The following is a 22,302-nucleotide window of genomic DNA, read 5'->3' as shown; positions in this document are numbered from 1 at the left end:
CGATTCGTCATTGCTGGGGGACAGCCATGCCTGCAACACCTCTCACCGCCGTGCGCGCGCCCCTGCCGGCCCGGCAGGCGGACACGCCGGCCCAACTGCATCCGTTGCTCGCCGGGCGCTGGAGCCCGCGCGGGTTCGACCCCGCGCACCGGGTCTCCGACGCCGACCTGCACACGCTGCTCGAGGCCGCCCGCTGGGCGCCCTCGGCCGCGAACGCCCAGCCGTGGCGCTTCCTGGTCGGCCGCCGGGGTGAGGGGACCTTCGACGCGATCGTCGACCTGCTTCACCCGGGCAACCAGGCCTGGGCCCCGCGGGCCTCGCTGCTGATCGTGGCCGTCGCCGACACAGCGCCGGCGAGCACGGCCCCGTGGGCCGTCTACGACACCGGGCAGGGTTGCAGTAGCTTTAGGCATGACAACTGAGCAGCTCCGAGCAGCGATCTACATCCGCGTCTCGCAGAACCGCAACGACGACCGCGCCAAGCCGGAGCGCCAGCTCTCGCGGTGCCGCAGCCTCGCCAAGTCGGCGGACTTCAAGGTCGTCACCATCTACGACGAGACCGGGAGCGCGTACAGCGGCGAACTCCCGAAACGCGATGAGCTGTGGAAGGCGCTCGAAGAGGGCGAGATCGACGTCGTCCTGACGCTGCACATGGACCGCTTCCTGCGGTCCACGCAGGACATGCTCGACTTCATCGTCATCGCCCGGCGGACCGGCGCGCAGCTCCACACCTGCGAGTCCGGCGCGTTCGACCTGAGCACGTCGGCCGGGAAGCTGGTCGCCACGATCCTCGCGGCCGTCGCGGAGGCCGAGTCCGAGAGGAAGTCGGAGCGGCACACGCTGCGCAACGAACGGGCCATCCTGGAGGGCAAGAGCCTCGGCGGTCCGCCGCCGTTCGGCTGGGAGAACCCCGCCCAGACCGAGGCACTGCGCTGGGGAATCCAGGAGTACCTGGCTGGCGGCTCACTGTCCGCCATCGCCCGCGAGTGGAACGAGCGCGGCGCGCTGTCGCATCGCCAGCGTCAGACAGCATCCAAGACCGGCAAGACGGTCGAGTGGTCGCAGGACGCGGTCAAGAAGGTGCTGATCCGGGCGAGGAACGCCGGACTGGTCGACCGCCGCATCGACCCGGAGAAGCCCGGCGCCGGACGGCAGATCGTGGAGGGCGCGACCGCCCAGACCGAGGCCGTCTGCACCGAGGACGAGTGGCGGCGGTGCGTGGCCATCGCCACCGCGAACAAGCGCGCCCACCGACCACCGAGCAGGCTGCTGTCGGGCCTCGCCACGTGCTCGAACGGCCACAAGCTGAACGCGGGCATCAACCCGACCAAGCGGCCGGACCGGGAGACCGGAACGCGCTCGGCGCAGTACCGGTGCACCGGCAAGGGCTGCGCCGCCGCCGTCCGCCGCGAGCCGCTCGACAAGCTGCTCCGGGACATGGCCGTCTACCGGCTGACGTTCACGGACGTGCAGACGCTCGCCCCGGCGTCGCGGAACCTGGAGCGGGCGATGAGCCTCCGCGAGGAACTCGGCCGGCTGAAGCAGGAGCGCGACGAGAACGTGTCGCTGCTCCGCGACCGCACGATCAACGCCGAGGACCTGCGCAGGCTGAACAAGCCGCTGAACCTCCTGATCGACGCCACGCAGGAGAAGCTCGACCAGGCCCAGGCCGACAACGCGTTCGCGGCGATGTTGAGCGAGCGGGTGAGGGTCAAGAGGGTCTCGCTGACCGACGCGGCGGCAGCCCGCAAGGAGGTCGGACAGAAGTTCGACGCGCTCCCGCTGGACCAGCAGCGCAGCATCGTCAAGACGCTGTTCCCGAAGATCGTCGTGCAGAAGCTCGACGCGGGCAGCTCGACGCGGGTGCCGGTCGAGGACCGGGTGACCGTCTACTTGCCGACGGGCCAGCAGTACATGGGTTGGGAGCACGACGAGGCGGTGTAGCGCCCGACGACACGACCCGAGGGGCAAGCGTTGCTACAGGAAGGTCCGTCGACCACGCCCTACCTGAGCACTAGCTCACAGGACACGGAGCGGGCGGCCAGGCGACCGCTGCTGGCCTCGGACCTCGGCCGTCCGGAGATGGACGACGACGCCATCCTCCTGGAGTTCGGCGCCCTGCTGTGGGAGGCGATCAGGGCCTTCGGCTCGACGCCGGACTACTGGGCGGACATGGTCGAGGCGGCCAACACGATCACCTACAAGCAGCTGCTGTGGGCGCACCGAGCCGACCCGACGAGGGTGCCCGAGCCGCCGCCACCGTCGCACAGGCCACGGCCGCCGAGGACAAACGCACCTGAGGCCGATACCGGAGGGTGGAGGGCGACCCCGGACACCTCATCGGCATCCCGGTCAGTCCACCGACGCGAACCCGGCTGAGGGTCACGCACGTGCAACGCACGTGTCGCGCGGTGGAGGGCTCCCCCGTTCTCCCTTTCGGCATCCCACGCCGCGAGGGCGCGAGGAGGGCGTACGTGACGGGAGAACCCCTAGGAGGACACCGTGCCGAACAGCGACCACCGCGCCAGCCGCCCGACCAGGGCGGGCGCGTGAACCGGGACCGCCTGCTGGCGCTGGCCTTCCTGCGGGGCAGCATCGACCGGGACCCGGAGGTGCTCTCGATCCTGATGCGCGAGAACCCGCCGACCCCGGAGCTGTTCGCGCAGACGGTGAGCCTCGCGGCCGCGATGCTGGAGCACGGCGTGGGCAGCCGGGAGCGGGCCACGGCGACCATCGACAACTGGTTCCTGGCCATCGCCGAGGCCGACCGGGACGGCACGCGGGCGGGGGAGACCCCGTGACACTCCGCCAGGACAACCGCCACTCCACCCGAGCCGCGATCCGCCAGGCCGAGCGGGACGCGAAGGTCATCACGCCAGCCCTCCGAGCAGCGCTGGACGCCGTCATGACGGGAGCGTTCGCCGACGCCCAGTCGAAGATCCACCGCGACAGCGGAGCGCTCGCCGCGTCGGGCCGCCACGGCACGTCAGTGAGGGACGACGGGGACACCTGGATCGGGTGGATGGCGTGGGGCGGGGAGCACGGCGGCAGGGCCGTGGACCAAGCAATTTTCGAGCAGGCGGAAGGGGGCCAGCACGACTGGCTCCGCGACTCGCACGAGTACGACGACGCCATCGAGGCGACCATCGACGCCCACATCCGGGCGCACCTCGCATGATCCCCGGCGTCCTGGTCCCGTGCGGAATCTGCGGGGTACCCAGCCCGCAGACCCGCTGCCCGGAGCACCCACGAGCTACGCGCGCGAGGGAGCGGGACGAGACGCAGTACGGCCGGGCCTGGCGGAACCTCTCGAAGCGCGCCCGCCGCCTACAGCCGTTCTGCCAGGACTGCGGGACCAAGGCCAACCTGACGACGGACCACACGCCCGCCGCGCACCACGCCCGCCTGAACCGCCGGCCGATCACGCTGGCCATGGTCGAGGTGGTGTGCGCGAGCTGCAACGCGAAGAGGGGCCCGGCCATCCCGGGCTCCCGCCGGTACGAGGAGTGGGAGGCGCGCAGTGCCTAAGACGAAGTGGACGACGTGCGGCAAGGGACTGCACGACCTCACCGACCCCGCGAACGTGTTCCCGAAGGCGAACGGCGAGCGACAGTGCAGGCCGTGCCGCGCGGCAGCCCAGAAGGCCGCCGCCCAGAAGGCGGCCAAGGAGCGGGCCGAGAGAGAGGGCCGGACCTGGCGGCCACGCGCCACAATCGAGGGACAGGACTGCGAGCTGGAGTCCTGCGACCTGCCCCGCCACCGCCGCTACTGCTCGACGCACGAGAAGCGTTTCCAGACCCACGGCGACCCTTACGAGGACGTCCCCATCGGCCCGAAGCACGGGCGGCAGAAGTCCCTCGCCGAGCGGCGCGCCGAGATCCAGGCCGAGAAGTGAAGACCCCGCTGGGATCCGAGGCGAACGCCCGGAAGGCCCGAGCCGTCGCGAGAAGGTTCCCGGACCTGCCACCCGACCACCCGAACCACGCGACGACCATGGAGCACGAGGGCGAGACGTGGACCTTCCTCGGCAAGGGAGCCCGCGTCGCGTTCCTCGGCCCGGACGGCGTCGCGTACAAGGCGCACACCGACGACAGGACGGAGACGTTCGACCACGAGGTGGCCACGTTCACCCGCCACGCGGACAAGCCGTGGTGCCCGGACTGGTGGCCGTACCCCACCCAGAAGGTCATGGCGATGAAGCCCTACGCCCCGTTGACCGAGGGCACCGCTGACCCGGGCGAGCTGCTGGCGCTGCGGGAGAGTTGGGCGGGCGAGGAGAGCCCGGAGAACATGGGCCTCGACGAGGACGGGCACCTGGTGCTCATCGACGGAGGCATCGACCCGCGCCACGACCGCACCGCGCCGGGCCACCGTCCACCGACGGCGACCAAGGTCCCCACCGTCCGGTGCGACGCGAGCGGAAGACCGCGCACCTAGGGGAGTAGGCCCAACCGACCCGCGAGGTTCACCCTCCCAGCAGGCCCCTGGGCGGTCACTTTCGAGCCCGTGCCGATCCACCCGCCGAGATGGCGAACGCGGGGCCGAAGACCGGCGCATCGAACCGCCCGCTGGTGGAGCACGACCTGCCCACCGGCGGCGGCGACCGCGTCTCGGCGTGGATCGAGCAGTTCGTCGTGGTGCCCAAGGGGGCCGGCGCGGGGAAGCCGATGTCGCTGCGCCCGTGGCAGAGGGACCTCATCTCCTCGGCGTTCGACGAGCCCCGCCCCCGCCTCGGGCTGTGGTCACTCCCACGAGGCCAGGGCAAGTCGTCGCTCGCCGCAGCCCTCGGCCTCTACGCCACCCACGGCGACGGCGTGATGGGGGCCCAGGTCTGCGTGGTGGCCCGGGACGAGCGGCAGGCCTCCCTGATCTTCCGGACCGCCGTCCGCATGACCGAGCTGAACCCGCTGCTGGCGAAGAGGTCCTACGTCTACACGGACCGGATCTACGTGCCGGGCAGCGGATCGACCCTCCAGATGTACCCGGCCGACCCCCGATCCCTCGAAGGGCTGGACCCGAGCCTGGCCCTGATCGACGAGATCGGAGTCGTGGACCGGGCGACGTTCGAGGTCATGCTCGACGCCTCCGGCAAGCGCCCAACCTCCTTGACGTTGTGCATCGGCACCCCGTCCGAGCACGGCACGGACAGCGTCATGTACGACCTCCGCCGGGACATGCTGGAGAACCCGGACGACCCGCTGACGACGTTCACCGAGTTCGCCGCACCGGCCGGATGCGCCCTGGACGACGAGGAGGCCTGGGCCGTCGCCAACCCGGCGCTGCACGACTTCCTGTTCCCGGACGCGCTGCGGGCGTCACTGCCGCCGAAGACACGGGAGGCCCGCTTCCGCCGCGCACGGCTGGGCCAGTGGACCTCCGGCGCGGACGACAGCTACATGCCGCCGGGCCTGTGGCCCTCGCGGTCGACGGGAGTCCCGATCCCGAAGGACGCCGAGGTCGTGCTCGCCTTGGACGGCTCGTTCTCGCAGGACTCCACCGGCCTCGTCGCGGCGACGATCAGCGCCGCCCCGCACATCGACGTGGCCGGACACTGGGCGAACCCGGGCGACGAGGACTGGCGGGTGGACGTGCTCGCGGTCGAGGACGCGATCCGGCTGGCCTGCTCGAAGTGGCGGGTCAAGGAGATCACCGCCGACCCGTATAGGTGGCAGCGCACTCTCCAGGTGCTCGCCAAGGAGGGCCTGCCGGTGACCGAGTTCCCGCAGTCGGCGGCGCGCATGTCACCGGCGACCATCGGCCTCCACGAGGCGGCCCTCAACGGCCAGGTCACCCACTCCGGCGAGAAGGCGCTCGCCGCCCACGTGGCCAACGCCCGGGTCACCGAGGACGTGCGCGGCACCCGCCTGCGCAAGGACTCGAAGAACAGCACGCACCGCATCGACCTGGCCGTGTGCGCGGTCATGGCCTGGTCCCGCGCCACGTTCCACGCGAGCAAGAAGAAGCGATCAAAGGTGGCCGTCTGGTGAGCGTCGTGAAGATCCTCGAAGGCCTGTCCCGGCGGCTGGACGAGACCTCGCACCGGTTGACGCAGCTCGACCAGTACTACGCGGGCGAGCAGCCCCTGGCGTTCCTGTCGCGGGAGGCGAAGGAGGCCCTCGGCAACCGGCTGACCGCCCTGACGGTCAATTACCCCCGCGTCGTCGTCGACTCCATCGCGGAGCGGCTGCGCGTCATCGGCTTCTCGGTGAACGGCGAGGCGGACGACCAGATCTGGCAGGCGTGGGAGCGGTCGGGCATGGAGGACGGCCAGGCCGTCGCCCACGTCGAGGCGCTGACCCTGGGCCGGTCCTACGTCCTTGTCTGGACCGACGACTCCGGCGCACCGTCGGTCACCGTCGAATCGCCGCACGAGTTCGCGGTCGTCCGGGACCCGGTGACGCGCAAGGTCACGGCCGGAGCGAAGCGCTGGGTCGAGGACGGCCGGGCACGGGCGCTGGTGTTCCTGCCCGACAAGATCCACGAGTACGTGTCCGGCGCCGACGTGCCGACCGGCGGCGTGATCCCGGCCGAGGGCTGGAACCACGCGAAGTCCACGCCGAACCCGCTGGGCACGGTGCCGGTCGTCCAGCTCACGAACCGCGGCCGCCTGCTCGACCACGACGGCGTCTCGGAGATGACGCCGGTCCTCGGCCTCACCGACGCCATCGGCAAGTTGATGGCGGACCTCATGGTCGCCTCGGAATTTGGCTCCCGCCCGCGCCGCTGGATCACCGGGCTGGAGGTGAAGGAGGAGGACCTGCTGGACGCCGACGGCAACCCCGTGGTCGACGCCGACGGCGAGCCCGTCAAGGTCGCGGTGAACCCGTTCACCGGCGAGGCGGGCCGCGTGTGGCAGGTCGAGGAGCCTGAGGCCCGCCTGGGCCAGTTCCCCTCGGCGGACCTCGGCGGCTTCACCTCCGGCGTGGACCTGATGCTCCAGGGAGTCGCGACCGTCAGCGGCTTGCCCGCCCACTACTTGGGCGTCATCAACGAGCAGCCTCCGTCGGCCGACGCCATCCGGTCGGCGGAGGCATCCCTCGTGGCCCGCTGCCACGCGAGGATGCGGACGTTCACCCCGGAGTGGGCGAAGGTCGCCCAGTTGATCGCGGCCGTCCAGGGCGAGCGCCCGGCACGGGTGGAGATCATCTGGGACAACCCGGAGACCCGCACCGAGGCCCAGACCGCCGACGCCGTCACCAAGCTCGTGCAGGCCAACATCCTCCCGACGGAGGCCGGGCTCGCCCGCCTCGGGTACACGCCGGAGCAGGTCGAGAGTTTCCGGGCCATGCGCCTGCGCGAATCTCTGGACCGCCAGATCGTCGCGCCGCCGACGGCGCTGCCGACCGATGAGTGAGGCCCTCGTCGCCGTCTGGGCGGCGCTGGCAGCCCGGGCCGAGGCGCAGGTCGCGGCAACGGCAGCCGCCTACTCCGCCGGCGCGGTTTCCCGCACGTCGTTCGTCGAGTCGGCGGCGGCATCGGTGTACGCCGCCAACGTCGCGGCGACCTCTTACGCCGACACCGCCGTCGCGGCCTGGCAGCTCGCCACGGTCGGCCTACCGTCCGGCGCGCTCGGATTGCTGCCGCCCCGAGAAGAGCAGGAGCGCCTCGTTCGGGCGTTCGCCACCCTCTCGGCGCACGGGCAGGCCATGGCGCGGGTGCAGACCCGCGCGGCCCGCGTCGCACACTCCGAGCCGCTCCAGCGGGGACACCGCGCCTACCTCGAAGCGCTACGCGCGCGAGGCGTGGAGCAGTGGAGGCGGGTCGTGCGCCCCGACGCGTGCGACAGGTGTGCGCCGCTCGCCGGGACGATCCACCCCACCGAGGTCGACTTCACCGACCACCCCGGGTGCCGGTGCTCCCTCGCCCCGGTGGCCTCGGAGTCGTGGGCCGACCGCCAGCGAGAGCGACAAGTCCAGTTACGCCGTACGTGGAACACGAGCGCCGGGCAGGTCCGGTTCTCCTCAGGAATCTCGATCCGATAGGGGCCCGCTGTGGCGAACGAACAAGACCCCAAGGGGGTTGGGCAGACCTCGGACTCCGCGCCGCCGGTGGAGCCTCCTGGCGGCGCGGGGGACCAACCTGGCGGCGGCGAGGGCACCGAGCCGAAGACCTACGACGAGGACTACGTCAAGAACCTCCGCGACGAGGCGGCCACCGCCCGCGTCAAGGCGAAGCGGGGCGAGGAGGCCGAGAAGCGGCTCCGGGACCTGGCCATCGCCAACGCCGTCCGGGACATCCTGACCCAGCCCGACGACCTGGCCTGGAACGACGCCTACGCCGACGAGAACGGCTTCCCCGACCCGGAGAAGATCCTCGCCGCCGCCGAAGAGCTGATCAAGGCGAAGCCCTACCTGGCCCGCCCGCGCGGCGACGTCGGCCAAGGGCGGCACAGCCAGGAGGATCCGGACGCCGTGAGCCTGTCGGCGCTCATGCGCGGAGGCGTCTGATGTCCACCCTCGACAGTCTGGCGCGCAAGCGCGGGTTCACCGTCCGGCGAGGCAAGACCGGCCGCGTATGGCTCGTCCGTGACGACCAGCTGTTCTCACCGGCCTACGGCATCGACGAGAGCCGAGCGATCGCGATCCTGTCGGCGATGCCCAGCGTGCCGAGCCCCTCGTAGGTCGAACATCTGACGCACTGTCAGTAGAATCGTGCGTGGCTACTCCGAACGAACAGCGGGCCGACGAGTGGCCCATCAGCGAGTACGAGTACGACGTCTGGCAGCGGGTGGCGAGCTACCGCGTCGAGGGCACGATCTACGACATCGTGCGGACACCGACCGGCTGGAAGGCCCGCCCACCCCGCCGGGGACGGGCCAGGCCGAAGCTCCTCGGGCCGCCCTGCGAGAACCCGCGCCAGGTCGTCCGCTACCTCGTGAAGTTCGGCCTCATCGGACGTTGACACCACCTGCACTGGCACTAGGATCGGTCTTAGCGAGAGGCACCCTGCGCCGAGTCCCGGCAATCAGCCACCGCCGTCTAGCCCACGAAACGGGCGAGGTGCGGAGCACCAGCCGGACAAGGAGCGCCCCGGCTGGGCCGGAGAAACGCTGAACAGCCAGCTACCTCCCGGCGGTCACGACGATCTCGACTCCGCACCACAGACCCGCGCTAGGTCCGGTGGAGAACACCGGCTCGGCTGGCCATGGGCAACCGTGGCGGGAGGTGCGAGACCTCCCCGTCTAATGGCGAACGCCTCAGGACGCAACCGCCCCGGAAACGGGTTGGGGCGAGCTGCGTCCTGAGGCGAGAGAGATGCCGAGACCGATCTGCTGCCGACATAATCTGACTATCCGTCACTTTGAGAGCGTGTCCGGATTCCAGAGCGTCACTGGCTACCCAATCACGAGAGCGTGCTGCCGCGACTGCGGCACGTACTACTGCGGGAACGGACACAACACGTCCGGCGGCGGCGCCCCGCTGGACTGGATGATGCGCACGCTCGACGGGAACCGGCAGACGAAGATCGCCGCCTGTCTGCGGGACGAGTGCGGCGACCACCACTGGATGTGGTTCAGGCTCTGGCGAGAGTTCACGGTGGCGCGCAACAGGGCCGAGATCCCTACGGAGTGGCGAGACCGCCTTCTCGAATGGCTGAGAGGTGACGACGGCGCGGGCCGGACCGGTCCGAAGGCCCAGGCGGTCCGGCAGTTCCTGAACAGGTGGTGACGAACTGCCGATGCGGTGCCGATCCACGAAACGTCGGGCCGGGTGCCCGGCCGCGACGCACGGCCTGGTGCCGGTCGCGATCCCACATCCGGATCGCACAGACGAGGCAGGCCATGTCGGTCAAGACCAGCACCGCTCCCGAGCTGACCCAGGAACAGGTCCTCAAGTTCCTGGTCCAGCCGCTCCGCGAGTCCTCCAAGTTTTTGAACTCCGGCGTGAAGATCGTTGACTCCGCCGGCCCCCTCCGCGTCCCGGTGCTCAAGGGCCTGGTCGCCGAGAACACCACGACCCCCGAGGACCCGAGCTGGGTCGGCGAGGGGGAGCTGATCCCGAAGGCCGACGTCGACTTCGGAAGCATCCAGCTCCTGCCGTCGACCATGGAGTCCGTCAAGATCATCACGAAGTGGACCGCCGAGATGGCCCGGCAGTCCGTGCTCGCCCTGGACGCGGTGATGCAGAGCGAGTTGATCTTCAAGGTCGTCGAGAAGATCGATCGGAACTTCCTCGGCGTCGGGGGTGACGGCATCACGACGCCCAAGGGAATCCTTGGGTACTCGGGCGTGCAGGTGATGGACAAGGCGAACGCCGCCCTCACCTACGACGACATGATCACCGCGATGGGCATGTGCATGACGGCCAACGTCAACATGGGCGCGCTGAAGTGGATCATGCGACCGGAGCAGCTCACGGCCATGCACCTGATCAAGGAGGCCACCGGCTCGAACCGCCCCCTCATTCAGCCGGACATCACGGAGGCGGGTGGGTTCCGCATCCTCGGCGCTCCGGTCATCGTGTCGCAGCACCTCGCCAAGGGACCGGACAGCGCGGACGGCGACAGCGACGCGGACGAGCAGAACGTGATCTTGGCCGACATGAGCCAAATCCTGGTCGCCAGAGATCTCGCGCCGTCGGTGAAGATCCTGACCGAGCTGTACGCCGAGACGGATGAAATTGGGGTGCGCGTGACAACGCGCTACGACGCTGTCCCGACCAACCCGACGGCGATCGTGAAGATCAAGAACATCGGCTGATGACCGACGACCTCGAAGAGGCCCAGATCGTCTTCGGCACACTCACGCCGAGGCCGGGCCTCTTCACGTCCTGCCCCACGGCCCGCGACGTCGCCAAGTTCTTGCGGCTGGACGAGCAGTCCGAGACTCTCGCGCACCTCCAGATCCACTTGAACTCGGTGATCTCGATGGTCCGGGCCTACACGCGAGGGACGGCGTTCCGTCCAGGCGTGGAGCCGGGCACCCTCGAGGTCCGGGAAGACGTGGCCGGGGTGCTCGTCCAGTGCGCCGGCCGCAGCGCAAGCAACCCGACGGCGTCCACCCGGATCGAGATCGGCGGCTACTCAGAAGTGATGCGACCGTTCGACGGGTTCTTGCTCAGCGAGCGAATGGTTCTCGACAACTACCGAAGGCGCTCCGCATAGAGACCGCCCCTCGCGGGTTCAACCACCTGACCTAGCAAGCCAACATCTACAGTCGGCGTGCGCGGACCAGCCGGTCGAGCTTCCAGCCCGCGAGGTGTCGGAGAGAGCCCCACCGGGCGACCAACTCACCTTGTCCCGCCCGGTGGGGCTCTCCCATTTTCTGAGTGGTAAAGCTGCATCATCGTCAGGCCGTGGCCCACCTGTCGGTCCAGGCCGAGGAACTGGGCCTGGCGGTGCATCAGATGGGCGGCTTCGACGCCGACGGCGTCGTGACTCGCTTTCAGCTGGCCCCGGAGCTACGGCCGGTCTCGGTCGTCGCGATCGGGCAGCTCGACCCCGAGGCGGACCTCCCGGAGCCCTACGCGGCCCGGGAGCGCGCCCCGCGCGAACGGCGCCCGCTGAGCGAGCTGCTGCTCGCCGGCTGACCCGGGGAGCGCAGCAGCAGCGCCACCACCACCGCGCCGACCGCGAAGATCGCGCACGCCGGCGTCCCGCGGGTGCACGCGGGACACGGCGCCCTGGATCGAGGGCGAGAAGATCAGCCCCAGGCCCATGCACAGGACGAGGAAGCCGGGCAGCACCTCGGTCGCGTAGTCGCCCCGGGCGTCGATCGTCGTCCAGTCGCTCATCGCGAGCGCGGCGACCGCCATCCCCAGCGGGATCAGCACACGCGCGCCCATCCGGGGCAGCAGCACGAGGTTCGTCAACTGCGAGAACACGACGATCATCGCGACCATCGGCAGGAACGCGCAGCCGGTGCGGATCGCCGAGTACCCCATGACCGTCTGCAGGTAGTAGGTCAGGAACAGGAACACGGCGAACATCCCCGAGCCCACGATGAGCATCGCGAGGAACGCACCGGCGCGGTCGCGGTCGGCCACGATCGACGGCGGCAGCAGGGGGTGCCGGCCCGAGCGAGCAAACGTGCGCTGCCGGGCGACGAAGCTCGTCAGCAGCGCCGACGACGCGACCAGGCAGAAGACGGTGAGGTCGTCCGACCACCCCTCGGTCTCCGCGCGCGACAGGCCGAACACGAGCGTGAACAGGCCGGTCGAGGCCGTCAGCGTGCCGAGCAGGTCGAGCTTCGGCCGCGGCCCGCGCGGCACCTTCGGCAGGAGCGCGACCGCGCCGAGGAAGGCGACGGCCGCGAACGCGATGTTGACGTAGAGCGCCCAGCGCCACGACGCGTAGGTCGTCAGGCTCCCGCCGAGCAGGAGGCCGACGGCCCCACCGGTGCCGGCCAGCGCCCCGAAGATCGCGAAGGCTTTCGCCCGCTCGCGCGGGTCGGTGAACGTCGTGGTGAGCAGGCTCAGGGCCGCCGGCGCGAGCAGCGCCGCGAAGACGCCCTGACCGACGCGGGCGCTCACGAGCGTCGCGAAGTTCTGGGCCGCGCCGCCGATCGCGGACGCGGTCGCGAAGCCGACCAGCCCGAGCAGGAAAGTGGTCCGCCGGCCGAGCAGGTCGCTGACCCGGCCGCCGAGCAGGAGCAGGCTGCCGAACGCGAGGGCGTAGGCGGTGACGACCCACTGCCGGTCCGCTTCGGAGATGCCGAGCGCCGCCTGTGGACGGCAGGGCGACGTTCATGATCGTCGCGTCGAGCACGACCATCAGCTGCGCGATTCCCAGGACCGACATGACGAGCCACCGGCGCGCGGGCGCCGGTGGCTCGGTCGGTGGTGCGGGGTCCGGCGGCTCGGACGCGGGCCGCGGGGTCGGGATCGTCACCGCTCCATGGTGTCAGTGCGCCATCACGTGCTCGGTCCCTTCGGCGGGCTCGGGCAGGCGGCCCGAGCGGAGGAGCAGCCCCACCAGGACCGCGCCGACGGCGAAGATCGCGGTCGCCCACCAGAAGGTCGTCACGTAGGACTCGACCATCGCCGTGGGGACGTCGTCGCCCTTGCCCAGGTGCGAGGTCAGTGCGTCGCCGGCCACGGTGCCGAGCAGGGCCAGGCCCACGGAACCGCCGACCTGCTGCGCCGTGTTCACGATCGCGGAGGCGACGCCGGAGTCCCGCGCCTCGATGCCCGTGATCGCGGCCTGCATGGCCGGGGCGAAGATCAGGCCGATGCCCATGCCCATCACGATCAGGCCGGGCAGGACCTGCGTCGCGTAGTCGCCCTCGACCGTGATGACGGTGAAGTCGCTCATGCCGAGCGCGGCGACGGCCATGCCGAGGGTGACCAGAATCCGCGGGCCCATGCGGCGCAGCAGAACGGTGTTGGCGATCTGCGCCATGAAGACGAGGGCCACCACCATCGGCAGGAAGGCCACACCGGTGCGGATGGCCGAGAAGCCCAGAACCGCCTGCAGGTAGTAGGTCAGGTACAGGAACACCGCGAACATCCCGGCGCCCGAGATCAGCACCGCGAGGTACGCGCCGGACCGGGTGCGGTCGGCGAGGACGCGCATCGGGAGCAGCGGGTCGGAGACCCGGGTCTGCAGGACCACGAAGAGCACGAGCAGCACGGCGGAGGCCGCGAGGAACCCGATCGTGACGCCGTTGCTCCAGCCGTCGGTCTCGGCGTGCGAGAACCCGTAGACCAGGGAGAACAGGCCGGCGGAGATCGTCAGCGTGCCCGGCAGGTCGAGGTGGACCCGGCCGCTGCGCTTCATGCGGGGGAGCAGGGCGGCGGTACCGGCGATCGCCACGGCCGCGAAGGCCAGGTTGATGTACAGCGCCCAGCGCCACGAGACGTAGGTGGTCAGCGCGCCGCCGAGCAGCAGGCCGATCGCGCCGCCGATGCCGGCGAGGGCACCGAAGACGCCGAAGGCCTTCGCCCGCTCCTTCGGGTCGGTGAACGTCGTCGTCAGCAGGCTCAGGCAGGCGGGGGCCAGCAGCGCGCCGAACACGCCCTGGAGCGCGCGGGCGGTCACGAGCACCTCGAAGTTCTGCGCCGCACCGCCGAGCGCCGAGGCCCCCGCGAAGCCGAACAGCCCGACGAGGAGTGTCGCGCGCCGGCCGAACAGGTCCGAGAGTCGGCCGCCGAGGGGCAGCAGGCTGCCGAACGCGAGGGCGTACGCGGTGACGACCCACTGCCGGTCGCTGTCGGAGAACACGAGGGCGTTCTGCGCGGCCGGGAGCGCGACGTTCATGATCGTCGCGTCGAGGACGACCATCAGCTGCGCGATGCCGAGGACCCCGAGCACCAGCCAGCGGTGCCGGTGGGCCCGGGCGGCGGCGGCCGCTTCCGCGGAAGCGTCGGGTGCGACCTGGCGCGGGATCTCCCGGTGGACGACGTCCGGACGGGCGGCGTCGTCCGGCCGTGAGGCCGGAACGGTGGTGGCGGACATGGGCGGTGCCTCCGTGCTCTAACCGGAGGACCGTCCTCCGCTTCCGCTGAGACGGTAGCACCGAAGCGGAGGTTCCACCTCCGCTTATTTGATATCCTCGTCACATGACCGCCCCCGACAAGCCGCTGCGCGCGGATGCTGCGCGGAACCGGGAGCGGATCCTGGCCGCGGCCGAGGAGGTTTTCGCGACCCGCGGCCTGGACGCGACGCTCGACGAGATCGCCGCGCACGCCGGGCTCGGCGTCGGGACCGTCTACCGCCGGTTCGAGAACCGCGACGCGCTCGTCGACGCGTTGTTCCTGGAGCGCCTGCAGGGCGTCGCCGCGCTCGCCGCGAAGGCGCGGGAGGAGACCGACTCGTGGCAGGCGCTGCGTCTGCTGCTGGAGAGCCTGGCCGACGTGGTGACGCGGGATCAGGGCCTGTTCGAGGTCCTGATCTGCCGTCCCGGCGGCCGCGAGGAGGTGCGGCAGACGATGCTGCCGATCGTCACCGCCGTCTTCGAGCGGGCCCAGGCCGACGGGCACCTGCGGGCCGACGCCGCACCGACGGACTTCCCGATGCTCCTGCGCATGCTCGGGGGCATCGCCGAGGCGACCCGCGACGTCCGTCCGGACGTCTGGCGCCGGTACCTGGAGGTGCTGCTCGACGGTCTACGCGCCAAGCGGTCGGGTGTGACGTCGTTCACGGTTCCGCCGCTCGTTCCTGCGGAGATCGATCGCATCAACGAGGTCGGACGCACCTCCCGGCGCTGACCACTCCGGCCCGTGGGCCAAGATGGAGGGTCTTCCTGGGGAGGAAAACGCGATGTCGGAACAGCCTTTCGAGCTCACGTCCGGACCGGACGGCTGGACCGCCCATGTACGCGTTCGTGGCCAGGCGGTGCTCCAGCTGCCCCTGCTGAACCGCGGTACCGCCTTCTCCGACAGTGAGCGTCGCGCCCTCGGGCTGACCGGTCTGCTGCCCCAGCGGTCCATCGACATCTCGAAGCAGGCGCGCCGGATCTACGCCCAGTACCTGCGGCAGCCGACCCCGCTGGACAAGCACGTCTTCCTGACGAACCTGCGCGACCGCAACGAGGTCCTCTTCTACCGCGTGCTCGCGGACCACCTCGACGAGATGCTCCCGATCGTCTACACCCCGACCATCGGTGAGGCCATCGAGCGGTTCAGCCACGAGTTCCGGCGCCCGCGCGGCCTCTACCTGTCGGTGAACAACATCGACGAGGTGCCGCAGGCGTTCGCGAACCTGGGCCTCGACCCCGACGACGTCGACCTGATCGTCGCCACCGACGGCGAGGGCATCCTCGGCATCGGCGACTGGGGCGTCGGCGGTGCGCAGATCGCGGTCGGCAAGCTCGCGGTCTACACCGCGGCGGCCGGCATCCACCCGGCCCGCGTCGTGCCCGTAATGCTCGACGCCGGCACCGACAACCTCGAGCTCCTCAACGACGAGCTCTACCTCGGCAACCGGCACGCCCGCGTGCGCGACGAGCGCTACGACGCCCTGCTCGACGCCTTCGTCGAGGCCGCCGGGCAGTACTTCCCGCACGCGATGCTGCACTGGGAGGACCTCGGGGCCTCCAACGCGCGGCGCGTACTGAACAAGTACCGGGACACCTGCTGCACGTTCAACGACGACATGCAGGGCACCGCGGCCGTCGTCGTCGCCGCGGCGCTCGCCGCCCTGCGCGCCTCGGGCACGCGGATGCGCGACCACACCGTCGTCATCCACGGCGCCGGCACCGCGGGCATCGGCATCGCGGACATGATGCGCGACCTGATGATCGCGGAGGGGCTCTCGCCCGCGGAGGCCACCGCGCGCTTCTACGCGATCGGCAGCAAGGGCCTGATCTCCGACGACCAGGCCGCGCTGATCCGCGACTTCCAGGTCCCCTACGCCCGGCCCGCGGCCGAGGTCGCCGGCTGGGCGCCGGAGGGTCAGGTCGCCAAGCTCGCCGACGTGGTCCGCGAGGTCCACCCGACGATGCTGATCGGGACCTCCGCGCAGCCGGCCTCGTTTCACGAGGCGATCGTCCGCGAGATGGCCGCCCACTGCGAGCGTCCCGTGATCATGCCGCTCTCGAACCCGACCTCGAAGGCCGAGGCCCTGCCCTCCGACCTCCTCGAGTGGACCGAGGGTCGCGCGCTGATCGCGACCGGCAGCCCCTTCGCCCCGGTCGAGCACAAGGGCCGTAAGTACGCGATCGCCCAGGCCAACAACGCGCTGGTGTTCCCGGGCCTCGGCCTCGGTGTCGCCGTCGCGCGGGCGAAGCGGGTCAGCGACGGCATGCTCCTGGCCGCCGCCGAGGCCGTCGCGAAGGTCGCCGTCGGCACCGGCCCGGGGGCGCCGCTCCTGCCGCCGGTCGACTCCCTCCGCAAGGTCTCCGCCGCCGTCGCGATCGCCGTCGCCCAGGCCGCCGAGAAGGAGGGTCTCGCGCAGGCCGACCTCTCCGACCTCGTCCAGCTCGTCCACCAGAACATGTGGCGGCCCGAGTACCCGACGATCGTCGCGGTCTGACGCTCCATCAGTTCTCCCGGCTGTCCGGGAGAACTCAGTCCGTCTCGGTGATCGCGGCCGAGAACTGGGCGTTGTAGAGGCGGGCGTACGGGCCGTTCGCGGCGAGCAGGGTCTGGTGATTGCCCTGCTCGACGATGCGGCCATCCTCGAGAACGAGGATGACGTCGGCGTCGCGGATCGTCGAGAGCCGGTGCGCGATGACGAAGCACGTCCGGCCCTGGGCGAGGGTAGAGGTGCCGCGCTGGATCAGCAGTTCCGTGCGAGTGTCGACGAAGCTCGTCGCCTCGTCGAGGATCAGGATCGGCGGGTCGGCCAGGAACGCGCGAGCGATCGTCACCAGCTGGCGTTCACCGGCGGAGAGATCGGAGCCGGCGGCGTCGAGCACGGTGTCGTAGCCGTCGGGCAGGGTCCGGACGAGGTGGTCCACGTGTGTCGCCTTCGCCGCGGCCACGACCTCGTCACGGCCCACGCCGGGGCGTCCATAAGCAATGTTCTCCGCGATCGTGCCGCCGAAGAGCCAGGTGTCCTGCAGGACCATGCCGATGTCCGCGCGCACCTGGGGCCGCGGCATCGACGCGACGTCGACGCCGTCGATCGTGATGCGGCCGGCGTCGAGGTCGTAGAACCGCAGCAGCAGGTTGACCAGCGTCGTCTTGCCGGCGCCGGTCGGACCGACGATCGCGACGGTCGCACCGGCCGGGACCGAGAGCGAGAGGTTCTCGATGAGCGGGCGGTCCGCCTCGTACCGAAACGACACGTCCTCGAACTCGACCGCCCCGCGGGTGCGGCCCTCGCGAGCGACCGGCGCCGGCTCGGGGCTCTGCTCCTCGGCGTCGAGGAGGTCGAACACCCGCTCCGCCGACGCGATGCCCGACTGCAGCAGGTTCGCCATCGACGCCGCCTGGGTGACGGGCATCGAGAACTGCCGCGTGTACTGGATGAACGCCTGCACCTCGCCGAGCGAGAGCGACCCGCTCGCGACCCGCAGGCCGCCGACCACCGCGACGATCACGTAGGTCAGGTTGCCGACCAGCTGCATCGTCGGGCCGATGACCCCGGAGATGAACTGCGCCCGGAACGAGCTCGCGTAGAGCTCGTCGTTGTGGCGGTCGAAGATCTCCGCCGACTCGGGGCTGCGGCCGAACGCGCGGACCAGTGCATGGCCGGTGTACATCTCCTCGACGTGCGCGTTCAGCCGCCCCGTCGTCGACCACTGCTTCACGAACTGCGGCTGCGAGCGCTTGCCGATCGCCTTCGTGATGCGGATCGACAGCGGGACGCTGATCAGCACGATGACCGCGAGCAGCGGTGAGATCCAGAACATCATCGCGAGGACGCCGACGATCGTGATCAGCGCCGTGAGCAACTGGCTCAGCGACTGCTGAAGGGTCTGCGCGATGTTGTCGAGGTCGTTGGTGGTGCGGGAGAGGATCTCCCCGCGCGGGTGGGTGTCGAAGTACCGCAGCGGGAGGCGGTCCAGCTTGGCCTGGGCGTCCTGGCGCAGCCGGTAGACCAGGCGCTGGACGACCGTCGTCGCGAGCCGGCCCTGCACGAGGGAGAACACCGCCCCGAACGCGTACACCGCGAACGCGAGCAGCAGCACGTTGCCGAGGCGGTCGAAGTCGACGCCCTGACCGGGGGTGGCGTCGACGTTCCGCACGAGGTCGGCGAGTTCGCCGCGCCCGGACTGCTCCAACTCGGCGACGACCTGATTGTTCGTCAGATTCGGCGGCAGGTCGCGGGTGACCACGCCGCCGACGATGACGTCGGTCGCCTTTCCGAGCAGGTAAGGACCGAGCACGCTCAGGGCCACCGACAGCAGACCGCACAGGACGGCGACGACGACGAGCACCCGCTCGGGCCGCATCAGCCGAAGCAGACGCAGCGAGGAGGCCTGAAAGTGCAACGACTTCTCGGCCGGCATCGAGAGCAACATGGCGGTCGCCTGCGGCCCGCCGCCGACCGGGCGGGCGCCCGGTGGGGCGGGGCCGCGCGCCGGGGCGCTCATCGGGCCGCCTCCGCGGCCGAGAGCTGGGAGAGCACGATCTCCTGGTACGTCGGGTTCGACGCCATCAGCTCGTCGTGGGTGCCGGTGCCGACGACGCGGCCGCCGTCGAGGACGACAACGCGGTCCGCGTTGCGGATCGTCCCGACCCGCTGGGCGACGATGAGCACGGTTGCGCCCGCGGTCCACGGGACGAGGGCGGCACGCAGCGCGGCGTCGGTCGCGTTGTCGAGGGCGGAGAAGGCGTCGTCGAAGACGTAGAGGTCCGGGCGGGCGATCAGCGCGCGGGCGATCGCGAGCCGCTGCCGCTGGCCGCCGGAGACGTTCGACCCGCCCTGCGCGATCGGGGCGTGCAGCTTCTCGGGCATCGCGCGCACGAAGCCTGCGGCCTGCGCCACCTCGAGCGCGGCCCACATCTCGTCCTCGGTCGCGCCCGGTCGGCCGAACTCCAGGTTGGTGGCGATCGTCCCCGAGAACAGGTACGGCCGCTGCGGTACGTAGCCGATCGCACGAGCCAGCGCCGCGGGGTCGAGCTCCCGGGCGTCCACCCCGCCGACGCGGACGACGCCGGCGCTGGGGTCGATGAGGCGCGGAATCAGCGAGCACAGCGTCGTCTTGCCCGCGCCCGTCCCGCCGACGATCGCGGTGACGCCGCCGGGGACGACCGTCAGGTCGACGCCGCGCAGCACCGGGTCCTCCGCGCCGGGGAAGCGGAACTCGACCCCGCGGAGCTCGAGGGTGCCCGGCGTCGGCATCTCGGTGACCCCGTCGACCGGCGGGGCGACCGTGGGCTCGGTGTCGAGCACGTCGGTGATGCGCTCCGCGCAGACCTCGGCGCGCGGCATCTGCGAGAGCGTGAACGTGGCCATCATGACCGCGAACAGGATCTGCATCAGGTACGACAGGAACGCGGTCAGGGCCCCGAGCTGCATCCCGCCGTCGTCGATGCGGTGCCCGCCGAACCACAGGACGCCGACGCTGGCCGCGTTCACGACGAACAGCACCGTCGGGAACATCAGCGCGAACAGCCGGCCGCTCGAGAGGGCGACGTCGCGGAGCTCGGCGCTCGCGCGGGTGAAGCGGGCGGTCTCGTGCTCCTCGCGCACGAAGGCCCGGATGACGCGGACGCCGGTGATCTGCTCCCGCAGGATCCGGTTCACCTCGTCGATGCCGGACTGCATCTCCCGGAACAGCGGGTGCATCGCGCGGATCAGCAGCGTGACGGCGACGACCAGGGCCGGCAGGACGACCACGAACACCGCGGACAGCGGCACGTCCTGGTGCAGCGCGAGTGCGATGCCACCGATCGCGGACACGGGCGCCGGAACGGCCATCGTGAACGTGACCTGCAGGAACGCCTGGACCTGCTGCGCGTCGTTCGTCGTCCGCGTGATCAGCGACGGGGCGCCGAAGCGGGCGATCTCCGCGCCGGAGAAGGACTGGACCCGGTGGAAGACCGCGGCGCGCAGGTCACGCCCGACCGCCATCGACACCTTCGCGCCCACGTGGACGGCGGCGATCGCGGCCGCCACCTGCAGTGCGGTGAAGACGAGCATGACGGCGCCGACCCGCAGGATGTGGCCGGTGTCGCCGCGGACGATGCCGTTGTCGATGAGGTCCGCGTTCAGGGTCGGCAGGTACAGCGCGGCCAGGGTCGACCCGAGTTGGAGAACCACCACCGCGACCAGGAGTCGGCGGTAGGGGCGCAGGTGCTCCCGCAGGAGGGGGATCAGCACGCGCGGCCCCGGGGGTTTCCGAAGCGCACCGCGACAGTCTGCCTCCCGCCCCCGACGACCGCCCAGCGGGTTTCCCCAGCCTAGGCAATCGAGGGCGGCTCGGCGGCGGCGATCAGTGGCTCCCCGTCGTGCTCGGTGACGCGCAGGGGCAGGTTCCGCTCGGGGTCGATCGTGTCCGCGGTGAGCACCGCGAGAGCGGCGACGTGGCCGGCGCCCGGGGCGAGGTCCGCGAGCTGGACGTCCTTCGGGTCCGGGCCCTCCGCCCAGTCGAGCAGGGCGGGCTCGTCGTCGGGGCCGGTGACCCGCACGTCGTCCGGGGAGACCGCCAGCCCGTGACCGGTCGCCTTGAGCAGCGACTCCGTCCGGGCCCAGGTCACCGCGGCGGGGTGGGGACGGTCGTCGGTCATCACGACGACGTCGAGCCCGACCGGCACCCGCGCCACCGCGACGCCGACGCGCGCGCCCGCGTAGGCGAGCGAGTAGTGGTACTGCGGGTCGTCGAGGGTGTGGAAGCCGGGCTTGCCGTGCCCCTGCGCGCCGCAGATCCGGCAGGTCGCGCGCAACAGCAGGTCGTCCGTGTAGGCGTAGAGGTAGGCCGCGAGGACGAGCCGGGTCAGGATGTGCGCGGACGCGAAGCGGTCGCGGTCCCCGGCCCGGGGCAGCGCCGCGAGCCGCGTCGACTCGATGGGGTCGAGCAGGCCCAGCAGGCCGGCCGACCGGGGGCGGGCGTGCGCCCACCAGATCGCGACCTGACCCTCGGGGAGGTGCAGGGGCTCCGGAGAGGTCACGGAACCCGAGCGTAGGCCCCCTATCGGGCGGCGTGGTCGAGGGCGAACATCTCGCTCGCGCTGACGAACTCGTAGCCGAGCTCCTTGGCCCCGGCGAGGATGTCGGGGATCGCGGCCATCCCGACCTTGCGCCTGGCCAGGCCGGCGTCGTGGGCGAGGACGACGGAGCCGGGCCGCAGGTGGTCGAGGACGTAGGCGGTGTTGCCGGCGCTGTCGAGCTCGTCCTCGAGCAGGCGCATGTCCCACAGCACGACCTTCTGCCCGGTCTGGGCGGCGTACTGGAGCAGGTTGCCGTTGATCCGGCCCCACGGCGGGCGGATCACCGCCGTCGGCGAGCCGGTGAGTTCGGCAACGAGGTCGTCGGTGCGCTCCAACTCGCGGCGGCAGCCGTCGTACTCGCGCATGCTCAGGTCGGTGTGACCCCAGGTGTGGTTGGCGATCTCGTGGCCGTCGTCGTGCTGGCGGCGGATCAGGTCGGGGAACCGGGCGGCGTTACGGCCGACGACCGCGAAGGTGGCGCGCACGTCCGCGGCGCGCAGGTCGTCGAGGAGGCGCTCCGTGTGCTCCGCGCCGGGGCCGTCGTCGAAGGTCAGCGCGACGACCTTGCGGTCGGTCCGCGCCCGCCACAGAACGCTGATGCTGGTCGCGCTGGAGAGCTGGGCCACCGTCGCGCCGTCGCCGCGCCGGCGCGCGGACGAGACCTCGTGGTAGCGCTCGGCGCCGACGGCGGTGCCGACCAGCGCGCCCGCGCCCACGGTTCCGGCCACGCCGACGCCCGCCATGCGCAGGAAGGATCGACGGGACGCCTCGGCAGGGGTGTCCACGGGGTCCATGGTGGGACATGGGCCGTCGCCGGGCGACC

General features: G+C 71.1%; 25 protein-coding genes. 19 read left to right on the top strand and 6 right to left on the bottom strand.

All coding sequences use genetic code 11. From position 1 onward, the window contains the following. Positions 1–26: 26 nt before the first annotated feature. The 17 genes from SPOPO_RS28315 (at position 27) to SPOPO_RS0107445 (ending at position 11,103) form a co-directional block, all read left to right on the top strand. Entirely contained in the window at positions 27–422 is a 396-nt protein-coding gene (locus SPOPO_RS28315) for a nitroreductase family protein (RefSeq protein ID WP_084670923.1), read from the top strand. Continuing rightward, entirely contained in the window at positions 412–1,944 is a 1,533-nt protein-coding gene (locus SPOPO_RS0107520; protein WP_019874179.1) for a recombinase family protein, read from the top strand. The genes SPOPO_RS28315 and SPOPO_RS0107520 overlap by 11 nt, the downstream gene beginning before the upstream one ends. Positions 1,945–2,082: 138 nt before the next feature. Further along, positions 2,083–2,379, top strand: coding sequence for a hypothetical protein (locus SPOPO_RS0107515; RefSeq protein WP_156869674.1), 297 nt, complete (start codon positions 2,083–2,085; stop codon positions 2,377–2,379). Between the two features lie 170 nt (positions 2,380–2,549). After that, positions 2,550–2,801, top strand: coding sequence for a hypothetical protein (locus SPOPO_RS0107510; RefSeq protein ID WP_019874177.1), 252 nt, complete (start codon positions 2,550–2,552; stop codon positions 2,799–2,801). After that, positions 2,798–3,178, top strand: a complete 381-nt coding sequence (locus SPOPO_RS0107505) for a hypothetical protein (protein ID WP_019874176.1) — start codon at positions 2,798–2,800, stop codon at positions 3,176–3,178. The genes SPOPO_RS0107510 and SPOPO_RS0107505 overlap by 4 nt, the downstream gene beginning before the upstream one ends. Further along, positions 3,175–3,528, top strand: a complete 354-nt coding sequence (locus SPOPO_RS28310; RefSeq protein WP_019874175.1) for a hypothetical protein — start codon at positions 3,175–3,177, stop codon at positions 3,526–3,528. Before SPOPO_RS0107505 ends, SPOPO_RS28310 begins: the two co-directional genes overlap by 4 nt. After that, entirely contained in the window at positions 3,521–3,895 is a 375-nt protein-coding gene (locus tag SPOPO_RS0107495) for a hypothetical protein (protein ID WP_019874174.1), read from the top strand. The genes SPOPO_RS28310 and SPOPO_RS0107495 overlap by 8 nt, the downstream gene beginning before the upstream one ends. Further along, entirely contained in the window at positions 3,892–4,437 is a 546-nt protein-coding gene (locus SPOPO_RS0107490) for a hypothetical protein (RefSeq protein ID WP_019874173.1), read from the top strand. Before SPOPO_RS0107495 ends, SPOPO_RS0107490 begins: the two co-directional genes overlap by 4 nt. An 89-nt stretch (positions 4,438–4,526) precedes the next feature. Continuing rightward, the gene (locus SPOPO_RS0107485) at positions 4,527–5,987 is read left to right on the top strand and encodes a terminase TerL endonuclease subunit (protein ID WP_019874172.1); all 1,461 of its coding nucleotides are present in this window, start codon (positions 4,527–4,529) and stop codon (positions 5,985–5,987) included. Then, positions 5,984–7,354: a phage portal protein gene (locus SPOPO_RS28305; protein ID WP_019874171.1), complete on the top strand. Its 1,371-nt coding sequence runs from the start codon at positions 5,984–5,986 to the stop codon at positions 7,352–7,354. Before SPOPO_RS0107485 ends, SPOPO_RS28305 begins: the two co-directional genes overlap by 4 nt. Further along, complete coding sequence (locus SPOPO_RS0107475) at positions 7,347–7,982, top strand: hypothetical protein (RefSeq protein ID WP_019874170.1); 636 nt, start codon at positions 7,347–7,349, stop codon at positions 7,980–7,982. The genes SPOPO_RS28305 and SPOPO_RS0107475 overlap by 8 nt, the downstream gene beginning before the upstream one ends. Positions 7,983–7,991: 9 nt before the next feature. Continuing rightward, positions 7,992–8,447: a hypothetical protein gene (locus SPOPO_RS0107470; RefSeq protein WP_019874169.1), complete on the top strand. Its 456-nt coding sequence runs from the start codon at positions 7,992–7,994 to the stop codon at positions 8,445–8,447. Beyond that, positions 8,447–8,620, top strand: coding sequence for a hypothetical protein (locus tag SPOPO_RS34255; RefSeq protein ID WP_019874168.1), 174 nt, complete (start codon positions 8,447–8,449; stop codon positions 8,618–8,620). Before SPOPO_RS0107470 ends, SPOPO_RS34255 begins: the two co-directional genes overlap by 1 nt. A gap of 35 nt (positions 8,621–8,655) precedes the next feature. Next, a complete protein-coding gene (locus SPOPO_RS0107460) occupies positions 8,656–8,901 on the top strand; it encodes a hypothetical protein (protein ID WP_019874167.1) in 246 nt (81 codons plus the stop codon). Positions 8,902–9,431: 530 nt separating this feature from the next. Continuing rightward, positions 9,432–9,668 (top strand): hypothetical protein, encoded by a 237-nt coding sequence (locus tag SPOPO_RS0107455; RefSeq protein WP_156869672.1) that lies wholly within the window; start codon positions 9,432–9,434, stop codon positions 9,666–9,668. Continuing rightward, the gene (locus tag SPOPO_RS0107450; protein WP_342672894.1) at positions 9,662–10,699 is read left to right on the top strand and encodes a phage major capsid protein; all 1,038 of its coding nucleotides are present in this window, start codon (positions 9,662–9,664) and stop codon (positions 10,697–10,699) included. Before SPOPO_RS0107455 ends, SPOPO_RS0107450 begins: the two co-directional genes overlap by 7 nt. Then, on the top strand, positions 10,699–11,103 hold the full coding sequence (locus tag SPOPO_RS0107445; RefSeq protein WP_019874164.1) for a hypothetical protein: 405 nt from the start codon (positions 10,699–10,701) through the stop codon (positions 11,101–11,103). Before SPOPO_RS0107450 ends, SPOPO_RS0107445 begins: the two co-directional genes overlap by 1 nt. Before the next feature lie 296 nt (positions 11,104–11,399). Here SPOPO_RS0107445 and SPOPO_RS31930 read toward each other — a convergent pair whose 3' ends face one another. Beyond that, positions 11,400–12,650, bottom strand: a complete 1,251-nt coding sequence (locus SPOPO_RS31930) for an MFS transporter (protein WP_211211002.1) — start codon at positions 12,648–12,650, stop codon at positions 11,400–11,402. Between the two features lie 190 nt (positions 12,651–12,840). Further along, complete coding sequence (locus SPOPO_RS0107435; protein WP_019874163.1) at positions 12,841–14,394, bottom strand: MFS transporter; 1,554 nt, start codon at positions 14,392–14,394, stop codon at positions 12,841–12,843. Positions 14,395–14,498: 104 nt separating this feature from the next. On the opposite strand from SPOPO_RS0107435, the gene SPOPO_RS0107430 reads away from it, so the two are divergent. Together SPOPO_RS0107430 and SPOPO_RS0107425 are read left to right on the top strand one after the other, a co-directional pair. After that, the gene (locus SPOPO_RS0107430; protein ID WP_019874162.1) at positions 14,499–15,146 is read left to right on the top strand and encodes a TetR/AcrR family transcriptional regulator; all 648 of its coding nucleotides are present in this window, start codon (positions 14,499–14,501) and stop codon (positions 15,144–15,146) included. A 52-nt stretch (positions 15,147–15,198) separates the two neighbouring features. Continuing rightward, on the top strand, positions 15,199–16,911 hold the full coding sequence (locus SPOPO_RS0107425) for an NAD-dependent malic enzyme (RefSeq protein ID WP_019874161.1): 1,713 nt from the start codon (positions 15,199–15,201) through the stop codon (positions 16,909–16,911). 34 nt (positions 16,912–16,945) lie between these two features. On the opposite strand, the gene SPOPO_RS0107420 is transcribed toward SPOPO_RS0107425, so the two are convergent. The 4 genes from SPOPO_RS0107420 to SPOPO_RS33620 form a co-directional block, all read right to left on the bottom strand. Next, positions 16,946–18,919, bottom strand: coding sequence for an ABC transporter ATP-binding protein (locus SPOPO_RS0107420; RefSeq protein WP_019874160.1), 1,974 nt, complete (start codon positions 18,917–18,919; stop codon positions 16,946–16,948). Next, positions 18,916–20,652 (bottom strand): ABC transporter ATP-binding protein, encoded by a 1,737-nt coding sequence (locus tag SPOPO_RS0107415; RefSeq protein WP_019874159.1) that lies wholly within the window; start codon positions 20,650–20,652, stop codon positions 18,916–18,918. Before SPOPO_RS0107415 ends, SPOPO_RS0107420 begins: the two co-directional genes overlap by 4 nt. 80 nt (positions 20,653–20,732) lie before the next feature. Continuing rightward, complete coding sequence (locus SPOPO_RS28295; RefSeq protein ID WP_019874158.1) at positions 20,733–21,440, bottom strand: 4'-phosphopantetheinyl transferase family protein; 708 nt, start codon at positions 21,438–21,440, stop codon at positions 20,733–20,735. A 20-nt stretch (positions 21,441–21,460) separates the two neighbouring features. Continuing rightward, positions 21,461–22,264 carry a polysaccharide deacetylase family protein gene (locus tag SPOPO_RS33620; protein WP_169577171.1) on the bottom strand — a complete coding sequence of 268 codons (804 nt, stop codon included), beginning with the start codon at positions 22,262–22,264 and terminating at the stop codon, positions 21,461–21,463. Positions 22,265–22,302: the final 38 nt, after the last annotated feature.

The sequence above is a fragment of the Sporichthya polymorpha DSM 43042 genome, from assembly GCF_000384115.1.
Taxonomy (GTDB): Bacteria; Actinomycetota; Actinomycetes; order Sporichthyales; family Sporichthyaceae; genus Sporichthya; species Sporichthya polymorpha.
Note: the sequence above shows the minus strand (reverse complement) of the source record. Positions and strands in the feature narration are given on the sequence as shown.